Origin of the sequence: Pseudomonas sp. OF001 (assembly GCF_904426495.1) — a bacterium.
Lineage (GTDB): Bacteria > Pseudomonadota > Gammaproteobacteria > Pseudomonadales > Pseudomonadaceae > Geopseudomonas.
This window is the reverse complement of record NZ_CAJGBM010000004.1, coordinates 101,117-114,934: the sequence shown is the minus strand read 5'-3', so window position 1 is coordinate 114,934 and position 13,818 is coordinate 101,117. Positions and strand designations below refer to the sequence as shown.

Annotated in this window: 17 protein-coding genes; 15 read left to right on the top strand and 2 right to left on the bottom strand. The window is 69.1% G+C overall.

The annotated features are described in order from the left end of the window. The first annotated feature begins 6 nt into the window (after positions 1 to 6). From RA210_RS04130 to RA210_RS04060, 15 genes are all read left to right on the top strand, one after another. Positions 7 to 879, top strand: a complete 873-nt coding sequence (locus tag RA210_RS04130; protein WP_201485495.1) for a metal ABC transporter substrate-binding protein — start codon at positions 7 to 9, stop codon at positions 877 to 879. Beyond that, positions 876 to 1,283: a phosphoribosyl-AMP cyclohydrolase gene (gene hisI, locus RA210_RS04125; RefSeq protein ID WP_201485494.1), complete on the top strand. Its 408-nt coding sequence runs from the start codon at positions 876 to 878 to the stop codon at positions 1,281 to 1,283. Before RA210_RS04130 ends, hisI begins: the two co-directional genes overlap by 4 nt. Then, on the top strand, positions 1,280 to 1,513 hold the full coding sequence (gene yidD / locus RA210_RS04120; protein ID WP_201485493.1) for a membrane protein insertion efficiency factor YidD: 234 nt from the start codon (positions 1,280 to 1,282) through the stop codon (positions 1,511 to 1,513). The genes hisI and yidD overlap by 4 nt, the downstream gene beginning before the upstream one ends. Beyond that, positions 1,510 to 2,070: a gamma carbonic anhydrase family protein gene (locus RA210_RS04115; protein WP_201485492.1), complete on the top strand. Its 561-nt coding sequence runs from the start codon at positions 1,510 to 1,512 to the stop codon at positions 2,068 to 2,070. The genes yidD and RA210_RS04115 overlap by 4 nt, the downstream gene beginning before the upstream one ends. A 2-nt stretch (positions 2,071 to 2,072) precedes the next feature. Further along, positions 2,073 to 3,413: a dihydroorotase gene (locus RA210_RS04110; RefSeq protein WP_201485491.1), complete on the top strand. Its 1,341-nt coding sequence runs from the start codon at positions 2,073 to 2,075 to the stop codon at positions 3,411 to 3,413. 32 nt (positions 3,414 to 3,445) lie between these two features. Then, positions 3,446 to 5,377 carry a threonine--tRNA ligase gene (gene thrS, locus RA210_RS04105; RefSeq protein ID WP_201485490.1) on the top strand — a complete coding sequence of 644 codons (1,932 nt, stop codon included), beginning with the start codon at positions 3,446 to 3,448 and terminating at the stop codon, positions 5,375 to 5,377. Further along, positions 5,371 to 5,955, top strand: coding sequence for a 6-pyruvoyl trahydropterin synthase family protein (locus RA210_RS04100; RefSeq protein WP_201485489.1), 585 nt, complete (start codon positions 5,371 to 5,373; stop codon positions 5,953 to 5,955). The genes thrS and RA210_RS04100 overlap by 7 nt, the downstream gene beginning before the upstream one ends. A gap of 148 nt (positions 5,956 to 6,103) precedes the next feature. Further along, positions 6,104 to 6,556 (top strand): bacteriohemerythrin, encoded by a 453-nt coding sequence (locus tag RA210_RS04095; RefSeq protein ID WP_201485488.1) that lies wholly within the window; start codon positions 6,104 to 6,106, stop codon positions 6,554 to 6,556. Between the two features lie 8 nt (positions 6,557 to 6,564). Next, positions 6,565 to 6,933 (top strand): DUF2946 family protein, encoded by a 369-nt coding sequence (locus tag RA210_RS04090; RefSeq protein ID WP_201485487.1) that lies wholly within the window; start codon positions 6,565 to 6,567, stop codon positions 6,931 to 6,933. A gap of 73 nt (positions 6,934 to 7,006) precedes the next feature. After that, complete coding sequence (locus RA210_RS04085) at positions 7,007 to 7,549, top strand: putative natural product biosynthesis protein (protein WP_201485486.1); 543 nt, start codon at positions 7,007 to 7,009, stop codon at positions 7,547 to 7,549. Positions 7,550 to 7,913: 364 nt separating this feature from the next. Further along, positions 7,914 to 8,129, top strand: a complete 216-nt coding sequence (cydP, locus tag RA210_RS04080; protein ID WP_136491084.1) for a cytochrome oxidase putative small subunit CydP — start codon at positions 7,914 to 7,916, stop codon at positions 8,127 to 8,129. Beyond that, positions 8,126 to 9,739 (top strand): cytochrome ubiquinol oxidase subunit I, encoded by a 1,614-nt coding sequence (locus RA210_RS04075; protein WP_201485485.1) that lies wholly within the window; start codon positions 8,126 to 8,128, stop codon positions 9,737 to 9,739. The genes cydP and RA210_RS04075 overlap by 4 nt, the downstream gene beginning before the upstream one ends. A 10-nt stretch (positions 9,740 to 9,749) precedes the next feature. Next, entirely contained in the window at positions 9,750 to 10,892 is a 1,143-nt protein-coding gene (cydB, locus tag RA210_RS04070) for a cytochrome d ubiquinol oxidase subunit II (protein ID WP_201485484.1), read from the top strand. Positions 10,893 to 10,989: 97 nt separating this feature from the next. Further along, positions 10,990 to 11,106 carry a cytochrome bd-I oxidase subunit CydX gene (gene cydX / locus RA210_RS04065; RefSeq protein ID WP_201485483.1) on the top strand — a complete coding sequence of 39 codons (117 nt, stop codon included), beginning with the start codon at positions 10,990 to 10,992 and terminating at the stop codon, positions 11,104 to 11,106. Further along, positions 11,090 to 11,389 carry a cyd operon YbgE family protein gene (locus RA210_RS04060; RefSeq protein WP_201485482.1) on the top strand — a complete coding sequence of 100 codons (300 nt, stop codon included), beginning with the start codon at positions 11,090 to 11,092 and terminating at the stop codon, positions 11,387 to 11,389. Before cydX ends, RA210_RS04060 begins: the two co-directional genes overlap by 17 nt. Positions 11,390 to 11,393: 4 nt before the next feature. Here RA210_RS04060 and RA210_RS04055 read toward each other — a convergent pair whose 3' ends face one another. After that, positions 11,394 to 11,780 carry a DUF1850 domain-containing protein gene (locus tag RA210_RS04055; protein ID WP_201485481.1) on the bottom strand — a complete coding sequence of 129 codons (387 nt, stop codon included), beginning with the start codon at positions 11,778 to 11,780 and terminating at the stop codon, positions 11,394 to 11,396. Continuing rightward, positions 11,777 to 13,801 carry a TRAP transporter permease gene (locus RA210_RS04050; protein WP_201485480.1) on the bottom strand — a complete coding sequence of 675 codons (2,025 nt, stop codon included), beginning with the start codon at positions 13,799 to 13,801 and terminating at the stop codon, positions 11,777 to 11,779. Before RA210_RS04050 ends, RA210_RS04055 begins: the two co-directional genes overlap by 4 nt. Positions 13,802 to 13,818: the final 17 nt, after the last annotated feature.

Below are 13,818 nucleotides of genomic sequence, written 5' to 3'. Positions count from 1 at the left end.
ACCGCCATGCGCGCCCTGCTTGTCGCTCTCACCCTGCTCCTGCCGCTGTCGCTGCATGCCGCCGACAAGCCGCAGGTGGTCACCAGCTTCAGCATCCTCGCCGACCTGACCCGCGAGATCGGTGGCGAGCACATCGAACTGAGCAACTTGGCCGGCCCCGACGAGGACGCCCATGTCTTCGAGCCCAGCCCGGACAATGTCCGCACCCTGCTCAAGGCCGATCTGATCATCGCCAACGGCCTGGGCTTCGAGCCCTGGCTGGAGCGCCTGCTGGCCAGCAGCGAAGCCCGCGGCCAGCGCATCGACGCCAGCCGCGGCGTGCTGCCGCTGTGGCTGGAGGAAGACGGCGAGAAGGTCGCCGACCCGCACGCCTGGCAGAGCCTGAGCAACGCCGAGCTTTACGTGCGCAACATCGCCCAGGCGCTGAGCGAGCTGGACCCGGCCCACGCCAAAGCCTACGCCGCCAATCGCGACGCCTACCTGGCGAAGCTGCACGCCTTGCTCAAGCAGGCCAACGCGCGCATGGCCAGCCTGCCGGCCAGCCAGCGCAAGGTGGTGACCAGCCACGACGCCTTCGGCTACCTGGGCCAGGCCTGGCAACTGCGGTTCATCGCTCCCCAGGGGCTATCCACCCATGACGAGCCCTCGGCCGCCGAAGTGGCCGCACTGATCCGCCAGCTGCGCACGGAAGGGGTGCGCGCCGTGTTCGTCGAGAACATCCGCGATCCGCGGCTGATCCAGCAGATCGCCGAGGAGGCCGGCGCCCGCGTCGGCGGCACCCTCTACTCCGACGCCCTGGCCGCCAGCGGCCCGGCCAGCACCTATCTGGGCATGTACCAGCACAACCTCGACACCCTGCTGGCAGCGCTCAAGCCATGAGCCTGTGGCTGGAGCTGGAACAGGCCGGACTCGGCGACAGCCGCCCGCTGGCCGAGGTACTGGACGCCATCCCCTGGAATGGCGACGGCCTGATCGCCGCCATCGCCCAGCAGCAGGGCAGCGGCGAGGTGCTGATGCTGGCCTGGATGAACCGCGCCGCCCTGGAAGAAACCCTCGCCAGCGGCCAGGTCTGCTACTGGTCGCGCTCGCGCCGGCAACTGTGGCGCAAGGGCGAGACCAGCGGCCACCGCCAGCGCCTGATTGAGGCGCGCCTGGACTGCGACGGCGACGCCGTGCTGCTGCTCGTCGAGCAGCAGGGGCCGGCCTGCCACACCGGGCGGCCCAACTGCTTCTACAACGCCATCCGCGACGGCCGGATGAGCGTGATCAGCGTGCTGCAATGAAACGCCTGCTGCTCGGCCTGGTGCGCGCCTATCAGTACCTGATCAGCCCGCTGCTGGGCCCGCGCTGCCGCTTCCAGCCGAGCTGCTCGCACTACACCATCGAGGCGCTGCAGCGCCACGGCGCCCTGCGCGGCAGCTGGCTGACCCTGTGCCGGCTGTTGCGCTGCCACCCCTGGCATCCGGGCGGTTACGACCCGGTGCCCGAACCCTCGCCCAAGGAACGACCATGATCCGCAAGAACCCTTCCGGCCACCTGCCAGTGATCGCCGAGTCCGCCTACGTCGACAAGACCGCGATCATCTGCGGCAAGGTGATCATCCAGGACAACGTCTTCGTCGGGCCCTACGCGGTGATCCGCGCCGACGAGGTGGACGCGAGCGGCGACATGCAGCCGATCGTCATCGGCGCCAACTCCAATATCCAGGACGGCGTGGTGATCCACTCCAAATCCGGCGCGGCGGTGACCATCGGCGAGCACAGCTCCATCGCCCACCGCTCGATCATCCACGGCCCCTGCCAGGTCGGTAATCGGGTGTTCATCGGCTTCAACAGCGTGCTGTTCAACTGCAGCGTCGGCGACGGCTGCGTGGTGCGGCACAACGCGGTGGTGGACGGCTGCGACCTGCCGGCCGGCTTCCACGTCACCTCCACCCAGCGCATCGGACCGAAGACCGACCTGGCCAGCCTGCCGCGCGTGAGCGTGTCGGCCAGCGAGTTCTCGGAAGACGTGGCGCATACCAACATCGACCTGGTGCGCGGCTACAAGGCCCTGCAGAACGAGTTCTGAGCATGAGCAGCCTGCTGATCCGCAATGCCCGCCTGATCAACGAAGGCCGCGAGTTCGACGCCGACCTGCTGGTGCGCAACGGCCGCATCGAAAAGATCGCCGGCAGCATCGACGGCAGCAACGCCGAGGTCGAGATCGACGCCGCCGGGCAGTACCTGCTGCCGGGGATGATCGACGACCAGGTGCACTTCCGCGACCCCGGCGCGCCGCACAAGGGCAGCTTCGCCACGGAGTCCCGCGCGGCGGTGGCCGGCGGCATCACCAGCGTGATGGACATGCCCAACACCAACCCGCCGACCCTGACGCTGGAAGCGCTGGCGGCCAAGGAGCAGCGCGCGGCCAGCTGCTCGCTGGCCAACTACGGCTTCCACTTCGGCGTCAGCCACGAGAACCTCGACACCGTGGCCGCGCTGGACCCCAGCCGCGTGGCGGCGGTGAAGGTGTTCATGGGCGCCAGCACCGGCAACATGCTGGTCGACGACCTGCCCTCGCTGGAGCGGCTATTCCGCGACTGCCCGACCGTGCTGCTCGCCCACTGCGAGGACACCCCGCGCATCCGCGAACGCGAGCAGCAGTGGCACGCTCGCTACGGCGACGCGATTCCCGCCGACCAGCACCCGCTGATCCGCGACGCCGAGGCCTGCTACCGCTCGTCCAGCCTGGCGGTGAGCCTAGCGCAGCGCTACGCCACGCAACTGCATGTCCTGCACATCACCAGTGCCCGCGAGCTGAGCCTGTTCCAGCCCGGCCCGCTGGCCGGCAAGCGGATCACCGCCGAGGTCTGCGCCCACCACCTGTACTTCGACGAGCGCGACTACGCCGCCCTCGGCCACCTGATCAAGTGCAACCCGGCGATCAAGAGCACGGCCGACCGCGATGCCCTGCGCCAGGCACTGCTCTGCGGCCGGCTGGACATCATCGGCACCGACCACGCGCCGCACACTCTGGAGGAGAAACAGCGCCCCTACCTGCAGGCGCCGTCCGGCCTGCCGCTGGTCCAGCACGCCCTGCCGGCGCTGCTCGAACTGGTCGCCGACGGCCTGCTGCCGCTGACCACCCTGGTGGAGAAGACCAGTCACGCGGTGGCCGAGCGCTTCTGCATCGAGCAGCGCGGCTACCTGCGCGAGGGCTACTGGGCCGACCTGAACCTGATCGAGCGCCTGAGCGAACCGCGCCCGGTGGACAGCGATCCGATCCTCCCCCACTGCGGCTGGACGCCGTTCCAGGGCCGCAGCTTCCGCCACGCGGTGCGCACCACCCTGGTCTCCGGCCAGTTGGCCTGGCATCGGGGCCGGATACAAGAAGACTGCCAGGGGCTGCCCCTGCGCTTCAGCCGCGGCTGAGCCATTCATTGACCGTGACTCCGAGAACCGACATGCCCAGCATCACCCTGCCCGACGGCAGCCAGCGTCACTATTCCCAGCACCTCAGCGTGGCCGAGGTGGCCGCCGATATCGGCCCCGGCCTGGCCAAGGCCGCCCTGGCCGGCCGCCTCGACGGCCGCCTGGTGGACACCAGCGCGCTGATCGAGCACGACGTCAGCCTCAGCCTGATCACCGCCCGCGATCCCGAGGGCCTCGAGCTGCTGCGCCACTCCTGCGCGCACCTGCTGGCCATGGCGGTCAAGGAGCTGTACCCGAGCGCCCAGGTGACCATCGGCCCGGTGATCGACGACGGCTTCTACTACGACTTCGCCTACGAGCGGCCCTTCACCCCCGACGACCTCGCCCGCATCGAGGCGCGCATGCACGAACTGGCCGCCGCCGACCTGCCGGTCAGCCGCCGCGAGCTGCCGCGCGAGGCCGCCATCGACCACTTCGCGGCCCAGGGCGAGCACTACAAGGCCGAGCTGATCCGCGACATCCCCTCAGGCGAGGTGCTGTCGCTGTATCGCCAAGGCGATTTCGAGGATCTCTGCCGCGGCCCGCACATCCCGCGCACCGGCCACCTGCAGGCCTTCAAGCTGACCAAGGTGGCCGGCGCCTACTGGCGCGGCGACGCCAGGAATGCCGCGCTGCAGCGCATCTACGGCACCTGCTGGGCCAGCGCCAAGGAACTCAAGGCCTACCTCACCCGCCTGGAGGAAGCCGGCAAGCGCGACCACCGCAAGCTCGGCAGCCAGCTCGACCTGTTCCACTTCGACGACTGCGCGCCCGGCTCGGTGTTCTGGCATCCCAAGGGCTGGACCCTGTTCCAGCAGCTGATCCAGTACATGCGCCAGCAGCAGGACGCCGCCGGTTATGTCGAGGTCAACACCCCGGACGTGATGGACCGCAGCCTGTGGGAAACCTCCGGGCACTGGTTCAACTACCGCGACAACATGTTCACCACCAGCACCGAGGACGAGCGGGTGTTCGCCCTCAAGCCGATGAACTGCCCCGGCGCGGTGGCGCTCTACGCCCGCGGCCTGAAGAGCTACCGCGACCTGCCGCTGCGCATGGCCGAGTTCGGCAAGGTGCACCGCTACGAGCCGTCCGGCGCGCTGCACGGCCTGCTGCGCGTGCGCCACTTCACCCAGGACGACGCGCACATCTTCTGCACCACCGCGCAGATGGAGCAGGAATGCGCCGACACCATCGCCCTGGTGTTCGCCATCTACCGCGACTTCGGCTTCGATGAGGTGGCGGTCAAGCTGTCCACCCGCCCGGCCAACCGCATCGGCAGCGACGCGACCTGGGACCAGCTGGAAGGCGCGCTGTCCGGCGCCCTGCAACGCATGGGCATCGCCTATCAGCTCAACCCCGGCGAAGGCGCCTTCTACGGGCCCAAGCTGGAGTTCGTGCTGCGCGACGCCATCGGTCGCGACTGGCAGTGCGGCACCCTGCAGGTCGACCTCAACCTGCCGGAGCGCTTCGACATCAGCTACGTCAACGAACAGGGCGAGCGCGAGCGCCCGGTGATGCTGCACCGCGCCCTGTTCGGCTCGCTGGAGCGCTTCACCGGCATCCTCATCGAACACTACAGCGGCCTGTTCCCGCTGTGGCTGGCACCGCAGCAGGCCTCCGTGCTGACCATCTCCGAAGGGCAGAACGACTACGCCCGCCAGGTGCTGGCCGCGCTCAGGCGCGCCGGCCTGCGCGCTAGCGCCGACCTGCGCAACGAGAAGATCGGCTACAAGATCCGCGAAGCCACCCTGCAGAAGGTGCCCTACCTGCTGGTGATCGGCGAACAGGAGAAGGCCGAGGACCGCGTCACCCTGCGCAGCCGCGCCGGCGACAACCTCGGCAGCCTGGCGCTGGCGGAGCTGGTCGAACGCCTCAGCGCCGAGGCGCGCATGCCCGGCCGCGAGCACGCCCAGCCATGCTGATCCGCAAGCTGTTCCGCTTCGAGAACGCGCACATCGTGCGCGGCTGCACCAGCCGTCGCTGCGCGCGCTCGCTGCACGGCCATTCCTATCGCGTCGAGCTGCTGCTGGAGGCGCATGCCCTCGACCACGGGCAGATGGTCTACGACTTCGGCCTGCTCAAGGGCGGCGTGCGCGAGCTGATCGACGCCTTCGACCACGCGCTGAGCTTCTGGGACGGCGACGACCCCGAGTACATCGCCAGCTGCCAGCGCTTCTCCGAGCGCTGGATCGCCCTGCCGGTGTCGCCGAGCGCCGAGCAGCTGGCGCGGGTGATCTTCCGCCTGGTCGATGCGCTGCTGGCGCAGACCGAGACGGCCAACGGCGAAGGCGACGTGCGCCTGCACTCGGTGATCGTCCACGAGACCGAGAGCGGCTACGCGCAGTGCTTCCGCGCGGATGCGTTCAATCCGCGCATGGGGGCCTTCGAGCTGGCGCAGATCCGCTTCTCGACGCAGATCCGCGCCGAGTGGTCGGACCCGCAGCTGTTCGACCGGCTGCTGGCCGGCGAGCGCTGGCGCAATCCCCGCCCACTGCCCTGAGCGCCCGGCGAGGCCGTGCAATTCTCCGCTGCCCATGCTCTGCAGCGGCTTATCGGCTAACATCCGCCCGCGCCGGGAGTGCCGTAACGCAACGGTAACCTGCCGCGAGCGCTTTTCCGTGTTACCTACAAGGAGTTGACGAATTCGCATGGACAGCCTGAGCCTTTCCTGGTCGGACGACTACAAGATCGGCATCGCCGTGATCGACGAGCAGCACAAGCGGCTCTTCGCCTACTTCGACGAACTCGCCACCGTCATCGCCAGCGGCAATCCGCAAGGCATCGAGGTGATCGTCAACGGGTTGGTGAGCTACGCCATTTCCCACAACACCTTCGAGGAAAGCCTCATGGCCAAGGCGCGCTACCCGATGCTCGATGCGCACCACAAGGTCCACGAGAGTTTCAAGAGCCGGGCCAACAAGTACCTTCGCCAGCTGGAGGCCGGCTGCGACCCGCTGAAGCTCGCCGAGCAGGTGCGGATCTTCATCGGCCTGTGGCTGATCAACCACGTCAAACAGGAGGACCGGGACTACGTCCCCTACGTGCAGAAGATCGATAGCGGCTCGCTGCTGTCGGGCCTGTGGAAAAAGCTGTTCCGCTGAGCCCCCGCATGCTCCGCTCCGCTGACAACCGCTGGCTCGCGACCCTGGCGCTGTGCCTGGGCATACTGCTCAACGCGCTCGTCTGCAGCTACCACCATGCCAGCCATGTCGGCCTCGAGCTGCTGCTCGGGCCGGGCGCCTTCTGCCAGACCGACGACGGCGACGCTCCGGCAGGCGGCCTGCCCGCCAGCGACGAGGCGCCGCAGCCGTTCAACTGCCCCCTGTGCAATCCCGCCACCCTCGCCCTGGCGCTGCTGTTCTGCCTGAGCTGGCTGCTCCGGCGGCGCGGCCCGGACGCCGTGCGCCTGCCGCGCGAAAGACGCTGCAAGGCTCCCCCGCGCCACTGCTGGCCGCCGCTGAACCCGCGCGCGCCCTGAAAGCCGCCGTCGTTACCCCTCGACATCCGACCGCGCCCGCGGTCGGCCCATACGGTTTTCAGGATTCGCCACCATGGAAAAAATCGCCCGTGCAGCCGGCAAGCGCCCGGCCGTGCAACCCTTTCCCGACTACCCCGGCAATGCCCGCAGCTTCGTGCACCTCGACGCCCGCCTGCTGCCCTACTGGCACACCCTGTTCGACGTCTGCCCGGCGCTGCTCAAGCTCGACCCGCCGGACGGCACCCGGATCTTCCGCACGTTCATGACCTGGGCCTACCGCCGCCAGGTCATCCTCGACTGGACCTTCCACCTGCAGGTCTGCCGCTGGCTGCTGGAATCCGACTACCGCTTCCGCATCGACGAGGAGCACATCGAGACGCTGATGATCGCCGCCGCCGCCCGCTGGGTGGTCAGCGACCACAGCGAGGCCCTCGGCGTGGTGCTGGCCTGGCAGGGCTCGGCCGCGCCGGTGTTCGACTGGAAGCGCAGCGCGCGTCCGGCATGCCGGCCGATGGCCGTCGAACTGGAAGAGCTGCCGCCGACCCCCTGGGACTTCGCCTGGTGCCCGCTGGGCACCCGCAGCGGCGCCGGCTTCCGCCGCTGGCTGAAGGTGTGAACCTGCGACAACCTGCCACGGCTGCGCCGTCGCTCCCGCCGACCGCCGCAACCACGCCGGGGCGGCGCTGCACTGTGGCAGGCTGTCGCAGTTGAGGACGCCGGCCGCCGGCACGACACTGGCCCTGTCTCGAGCCGGAGCTTAGGGGTTCCACGACTAGGCTCGGGTCAACCAGCTGCAACCACCCAGTGGTTGTCTGTCCCTCTCCCCCCCTCGCCTGCGAGGGGGGGCTTTTTTCAGGTCGCCCGGGGGCCCTCCCCGCCAACAACAATCCGCGACCGTCCGTACGCTGCCGCATCGCCGTCAGCCTGGAACCCCGCCCACATCCGCCGTCAGCCGCCGAATGAAGCCCGGAGTCCCCCGCATGTCGTCACCTCCCCGTTCTTCGCCCTGGCGCATCCCCCTGGTGCGCGAACTCGCCGTCATCCTGCTGCTCAAGCTGGCCATCCTGCTGACCATCCGCGCCCTCTGGTTCGGTGCGCCGACCGTGCCGGAGAACGGCAGCGAGCGGGTCGGCCGGCACCTGCTGGGCCACGGCGCGCCACCGTCTTTGTCACTCACCGAGGAGGAGCCGAGATGATCTCGGAAGCCGTCGTCGACCTGTCGCGTCTGCAATTCGCCATGACCGCGATGTACCACTTCCTGTTCGTGCCATTGACGCTCGGGCTGGCCTTCCTGCTGGCGATCATGGAGTCGGTCTACGTGATGACCGGCAAACAGGTCTACCAGGACATGGTCAAGTTCTGGGGCAAGCTGTTCGGCATCAACTTCGCCCTCGGCGTCACCACCGGGCTGACCATGGAGTTCCAGTTCGGCACCAACTGGGCCTACTACAGCCACTACGTCGGCGACATCTTCGGCGCGCCGCTGGCCATCGAAGGCCTGATGGCGTTCTTCCTCGAGTCCACCTTCATCGGCCTGTTCTTCTTCGGCTGGGACCGGCTGTCGAAGGTGCAGCACCTGGCGGTGACCTGGCTGGTGGCGCTGGGCTCCAACCTGTCGGCGCTGTGGATCCTGATCGCCAACGGCTGGATGCAGAACCCGGTCGGCGCCGAGTTCAACTACCAGACCATGCGCATGGAGCTGGTCGACTTCGGCGCGCTGATCTTCAACCCGGTGGCGCAGGTCAAGTTCGTGCACACCGTGGCGGCCGGCTACGTCACCGGGGCGATCTTCGTGCTGGCGATCTCCAGCTACTACCTGCTGAACAAGCGCGACCTGGGCTTCGCCCGCCGCTCGTTCGCCATCGCCTCGGCCTTCGGCCTGGCCTCGATCCTCTCGGTGATCATCCTCGGCGACGAGTCGGGCTACGAGATCGGCGACGTGCAGAAGACCAAGCTGGCCGCCATCGAGGCCGAGTGGGAAACCCACCCGGCACCGGCTGGCTTCACCCTGTTCGGCCTGCCCAACCAGGAGGAGATGCGCACCGACTACGCGGTGAAGATTCCCTGGGCGCTGGGCCTGATCGCCACCCGCTCGCTGGACGAGGAGGTCAAGGGCATCAAGGACCTGATCGTCGAGCACGAGGCGCGCATCCGCAACGGCATGACCGCCTACGCACTGCTCGAGCAGCTGCGCGCGGGTGACCAGAGCAGCGCGACCATCGCCGCCTTCGAGGCGGTCAAGCACGACCTCGGCTACGGCCTGCTGCTGAAGAAGTACACCGCCAACGTGGTCGATGCCAGCGACGAGCAGATCCGGCTGGCCGCCAGGGACACCATTCCCCACGTGTTCAGCCTGTTCTGGAGCTTCCGCGCCATGGTCGCCTCCGGTTTCCTGATGCTGGCGCTGTTCGCCTGCGCCTTCTGGGCCTCGGCGCGCAAGAACGAGGAGTCCAAGCCCTGGCTGCTCAGGTGGGCGCTGCTCAGCCTGCCGCTGCCGTGGATCGCCGCGCAGACCGGCTGGTACGTGGCCGAGCACGGTCGCCAGCCGTGGTCGATCGGCGAGGTGCTGCCGACCCATCTGTCGGCCTCCAGCCTGAGCACCGGCGACGTGTGGGGCTCGCTGATCGCCCTGATCGCCTTCTACAGCCTGCTGCTGGTGGTGGAGATGTACCTGATGATCAGGTTCGCCCGTCTCGGCCCGTCCAGCCTGCATACCGGCCGCTACCACTTCGAGCGCCCGGCGGTCGCCGCCGAGCTGCCCATCCCGCACGGCGGGCAGGCCGCCGGCCAGCCGGTCCACGCCTGAGGAGAGAGCCATGTTCGACTACGAAACCCTGAAACTCATCTGGTGGGTGCTGATCGGCGTGCTGCTGATCGGCTTCGCCCTCACCGACGGCTTCGACATGGGCGCCATGGCGCTGATGCCCTTCGTCGGCCGCACCGACAACGAGCGGCGGGTGGCGATCAACACCATCGCCCCGCACTGGGACGGCAACCAGGTGTGGTTCATCACCGCCGGCGGCGCGCTGTTCGCCGCCTGGCCGATGGTCTACGCCACCGCCTTCTCCGGACTGTACTGGGCGATGCTGCTGGTGCTGTTCGGCCTGTTCTGCCGTCCGGTGGGCTTCGACTACCGCAGCAAGCTGGAGAGCCAGCAGTGGCGCAGCGCCTGGGACTGGGCGCTGTTCGTCGGCGGCGCTCTGCCTGCGCTGCTGTTCGGCGTGGCCTTCGGCAACCTGTTCCTCGGCCTGCCGTTCCGCCTCGACGAGCTGATGCGGCCGTCCTACGAGGGTTCGTTCTTCGCCCTGCTGCACCCGTTCGCCCTGCTCGCCGGGCTGGTCAGCCTGAGCATGCTCTGCGCCCACGGCGGCGCCTGGCTGATGCTGCGCACCGATGCCGACCTGCAGCAGCGCTCGCGGCTGGCCACCCGGCTGTGCGCGCTGGTTTTCCTGCTGACCTTCGTCGCCGCCGGCGGCTGGCTGGTCAGCGGCATCCAGGGCTTCAGCCTGGTCGGCGGCTTCAGTGACCTGGGCGCGGCGCTCAACCCGCTGCACAAGCAGGTGAGCCTGGACAACAGCGGCTGGCTGGCCAACTACCAGCTCTACCCGCTGACCCAGGCCGCGCCCCTGCTGGGCATCGCCGGCGGGCTGCTCGCCGCGCTGGGGGCGCAGCTCAACCGCGGCGGCGTGGCCTTCCTCGGCAGCAGCCTGGCCATCGTCGGCACCATCTGCACCGCCGGCTTCGCGCTGTTCCCCTTCGTGCTGCCCTCGACGCTCGACCCGGCGTCGAGCCTGACCGTGTGGGACGCGGTATCCAGCCGCAAGACCCTGGGCATCATGCTGGTGGTGGCGGGCATCTTCGTGCCGCTGATCCTTGCCTACACCCTGTGGAGCTACCTGCGCATGTGGGGCCGACTGACCGACAAGACCATCGAGGCCAACCCGCACGGCCTGTACTGAAACCATGACGGTAGCCGCGGCTTCGTGCGCGACCCGCTCGCGGATCAAGCCGCGGCCACCGCGAGATGAGCCCCTCCGGGGCCAAGGAGAACGACAGATGTGGTACTTCGCCTGGATCCTCGGCGTGCTGCTGGCCTGCAGCTGCGGGATCGTCAACGCGCTGTGGCTGGAAACCACCCAGAACCTCGACGAGGGCGATGCGGGTGGCCGCTGAGCCCCGTCCCTGGCTGCGGCGCGGCATCAGCCGCGCCGGTTCCCTGCTGCTGGCCGCACCGCTGGCGCTGGTGCTGCTGATCCATCCCGCCGCCATGCTCGACGCCGAGGGCCGCTACAGCCACGGCCTGCTGATGCTGGTGATGTGGGGCATCTGCAGCGGCTTCGTCCACGGCGTCGGCTTCGATCCGTACAGCCGGCTGTGGCGCACGGTGTTTCATCCGCTGGGCGGCTGGTTGCTGATGGGGCTGGGCTATCTGATCCTCTGGCGGGCGCAGGGCTGAGCCTTCATCCCTGCACACAACTCCACAACTCCAGCGCCGGCCGCTGCGCCGTGGGCGGGCCGAGCCAGTGGCTCAGTTCCCGGCAGCCGCCGTCGAAACACAACTGGTAGTCCCCCGCCTCGGGGGTGCGCCCGACGCGCAGCGGCTGCAGCGGCGGCAGCTGCCGGCGGTAGTGCCAGCTGCCGCCCTGCAGCACGGCGCCGTCGGGGATCTCCATGCCGGCGCCGTTGCCCCTGACCCGCGCCTCGCCGAGGACCAGTCCCTCGGGCGTGACGCGGTAGTCCTCCTCCCAGCGCACCTTCTCGATGGTGTGGGTCCAGGCCAGGGTGAAGGCCGGCACGGGCAGGCTCGCCCACACCGCGCCGGCCAGCCCCAGGCACAGGCCGATCACGCCGCCACCGCCAGGGCGCGGCGCGCGCGCCAGCAGTGCTGGGCGAGGAACAGGCCGCCGAGGGCGAAGCCCAGCTCGTCGCTGAGCGGCAGGGCGAGGATCAGCGCCACCCCGGCGGCGAAGGCCAGCAGGCGCTCCCAGGCGGCCAGGTCGCGCTGCAGGTGGCCGGTGAAGGCCGCGCCCCACAGGGCGATCGCCAGCGCCGCCTTGACCAGCATGTAGGCGATCGCCGCCCAGCTGTCGCCCTGCAGCATCAGCGCCGGATCGTAGACCGCCATGAACGGTACGACGAAGCCGGCCGCGGCGATGCGCACCGCCCACAGGCTGATCCTGAAGCCGCTCTCGCGGGCGATCGGCGCCGCGGCGAAGGCGGCCAGCGCCACCGGCGGGGTGAGGTCGGCCATCAGGCCGAAGTAGAAGACGAACATGTGCGAGACGATCAGCGGCACGCCCAGCTCCAGCAGTGCCGGCGCGGCGATGGCGCTGGTGATGATGTAGTTGGGGATGGTCGGGATGCCCATGCCCAGCACCAGGCAGGTCAGCATGGTCAGCAGCAGCGAGAGGAACAGGTTGTCCTGGCCGATGGCGAGGATGTAGCCGGCGAAGGTGGTGGCGATGCCGGTCAGCGACACCACGCCGATGATCACCCCAACCAGGGTGCAGGCGATGCCCACCGGCACCGCATGGCGGGCGCCCTCGACCAGCGCGTGCAGGCACAGGGTGAGGGTGTCGCGGCCGCCCTTGACGAACCAGCACACCGCCACCAGCAGGCCGATCACCGCGAACACCACGCCGATGCCGAGGCTGAAGAAGCCGGCGCAGAGGATGCCGAGGGCGATCCAGAAGGCCATGCGCAGGCCCCACGAGGACACCTTGAGGATGATCGCCGAGCCGAGGATGACGATGGCGGTCAGCGCCAGGCCGACGATGCCGGAGAACATCGGCGTGCGCCCGGCGAACAGCAGGCAGACCAGCACCACCAGCGGGATCAGCAGGAACCAGCGCTCCTTCACCGCCGCCCAGGCGTTCGGGCACTCGCTCTTCGCCAGGCCGCGCAGGTCGGCGCGCTTGGCCTCCAGGTGGACCATCCAGAACACCGAACCGAAGTACAGCAGCGCCGGCAGCAGCGCCGCCTTGGCCACCTCGACGTAGGGCACGTTGATGGTCTCGGCCATGATGAAGGCCACCGCGCCCATCACCGGCGGCATGATCTGGCTGCCCATGCTGGCGGTCGCCTCCACCGCACCGGCGAACGCCGGGCGGTAGCCGAAGCGCTTCATCAGCGGGATGGTGAACTGGCCGGTGGTCACCACGTTGGCCACCCCGGAGCCGGTGATGGTGCCCATCAGCGCCGAGGACACCACCGACACCTTGGCCGGGCCGCCGAGCTTGTGGCCGAACAGGCCGAGGGCGAAGTCGGTGAACAGCTTGATCATCCCGGCCTGCTCGAGGAAGGCGCCGAACAGGATGAACAGGAAGATGTAGGTGGCCGACACATAGGTCGGCGTGCCGTACAGGCCCTCGGTGCCGAACGCCAGCTGGTTGACGATCTGGTCGACGCCGTAGCCACGGTGCGCCAGGTCGCCCGGCAGGTACTCGCCGAACAGGCCGTAGGCGAGGAACAGCAGGCAGATGATCGGCAGGGCGATGCCCATCACCCGCCGCGCCGCCTCGAACACCAGGGCGACCAGCAGCACGCCGACCGCCATGTCGGCGCCGGTCAGCTCGCCGGAGCGCTGGATCAGGTCGGCCTCGAACAGCCATTGGTAGGCGAAGGTGGCCATGCCGGCCAGGCCGAGCAGCCAGGCCAGCGGCTGGAACGGCCGCGCGCTGCCGCGCGCCGGATAGCAGAGGAACACCAGCAGCAGCAGGAAGCCGACGTGGCCGGCGCGCAGCACCTGGCTGGACACCGGATGGAAGGCGGCGGTGACGATCTGGTAGATGGAGAACAGCAGGGCGACGGTGAACAGCGCCTTCGGCCACTGGCCGGGGCTGGCGTGCAGACCTTGGCTTTCGCTCATGGGGACACCTCGGAGCG

Coding starts and splice junctions, on each gene's coding strand:
- RA210_RS04100 (WP_201485489.1), top strand. CDS start 5,371: ATGCTGATCCGCAAGCTGTTCCGCTTCGAGAACGCGCACATCGTGCGC.
- thrS (WP_201485490.1), top strand. CDS start 3,446: ATGCCCAGCATCACCCTGCCCGACGGCAGCCAGCGTCACTATTCCCAG.
- RA210_RS04075 (WP_201485485.1), top strand. CDS start 8,126: ATGATCTCGGAAGCCGTCGTCGACCTGTCGCGTCTGCAATTCGCCATG.
- RA210_RS04110 (WP_201485491.1), top strand. CDS start 2,073: ATGAGCAGCCTGCTGATCCGCAATGCCCGCCTGATCAACGAAGGCCGC.
- cydP (WP_136491084.1), top strand. CDS start 7,914: ATGTCGTCACCTCCCCGTTCTTCGCCCTGGCGCATCCCCCTGGTGCGC.
- RA210_RS04050 (WP_201485480.1), bottom strand. CDS start 13,801: ATGAGCGAAAGCCAAGGTCTGCACGCCAGCCCCGGCCAGTGGCCGAAG.
- RA210_RS04085 (WP_201485486.1), top strand. CDS start 7,007: ATGGAAAAAATCGCCCGTGCAGCCGGCAAGCGCCCGGCCGTGCAACCC.
- RA210_RS04115 (WP_201485492.1), top strand. CDS start 1,510: ATGATCCGCAAGAACCCTTCCGGCCACCTGCCAGTGATCGCCGAGTCC.
- RA210_RS04095 (WP_201485488.1), top strand. CDS start 6,104: ATGGACAGCCTGAGCCTTTCCTGGTCGGACGACTACAAGATCGGCATC.
- RA210_RS04090 (WP_201485487.1), top strand. CDS start 6,565: ATGCTCCGCTCCGCTGACAACCGCTGGCTCGCGACCCTGGCGCTGTGC.
- hisI (WP_201485494.1), top strand. CDS start 876: ATGAGCCTGTGGCTGGAGCTGGAACAGGCCGGACTCGGCGACAGCCGC.
- RA210_RS04130 (WP_201485495.1), top strand. CDS start 7: ATGCGCGCCCTGCTTGTCGCTCTCACCCTGCTCCTGCCGCTGTCGCTG.
- yidD (WP_201485493.1), top strand. CDS start 1,280: ATGAAACGCCTGCTGCTCGGCCTGGTGCGCGCCTATCAGTACCTGATC.
- RA210_RS04060 (WP_201485482.1), top strand. CDS start 11,090: ATGCGGGTGGCCGCTGAGCCCCGTCCCTGGCTGCGGCGCGGCATCAGC.
- cydB (WP_201485484.1), top strand. CDS start 9,750: ATGTTCGACTACGAAACCCTGAAACTCATCTGGTGGGTGCTGATCGGC.
- cydX (WP_201485483.1), top strand. CDS start 10,990: ATGTGGTACTTCGCCTGGATCCTCGGCGTGCTGCTGGCCTGCAGCTGC.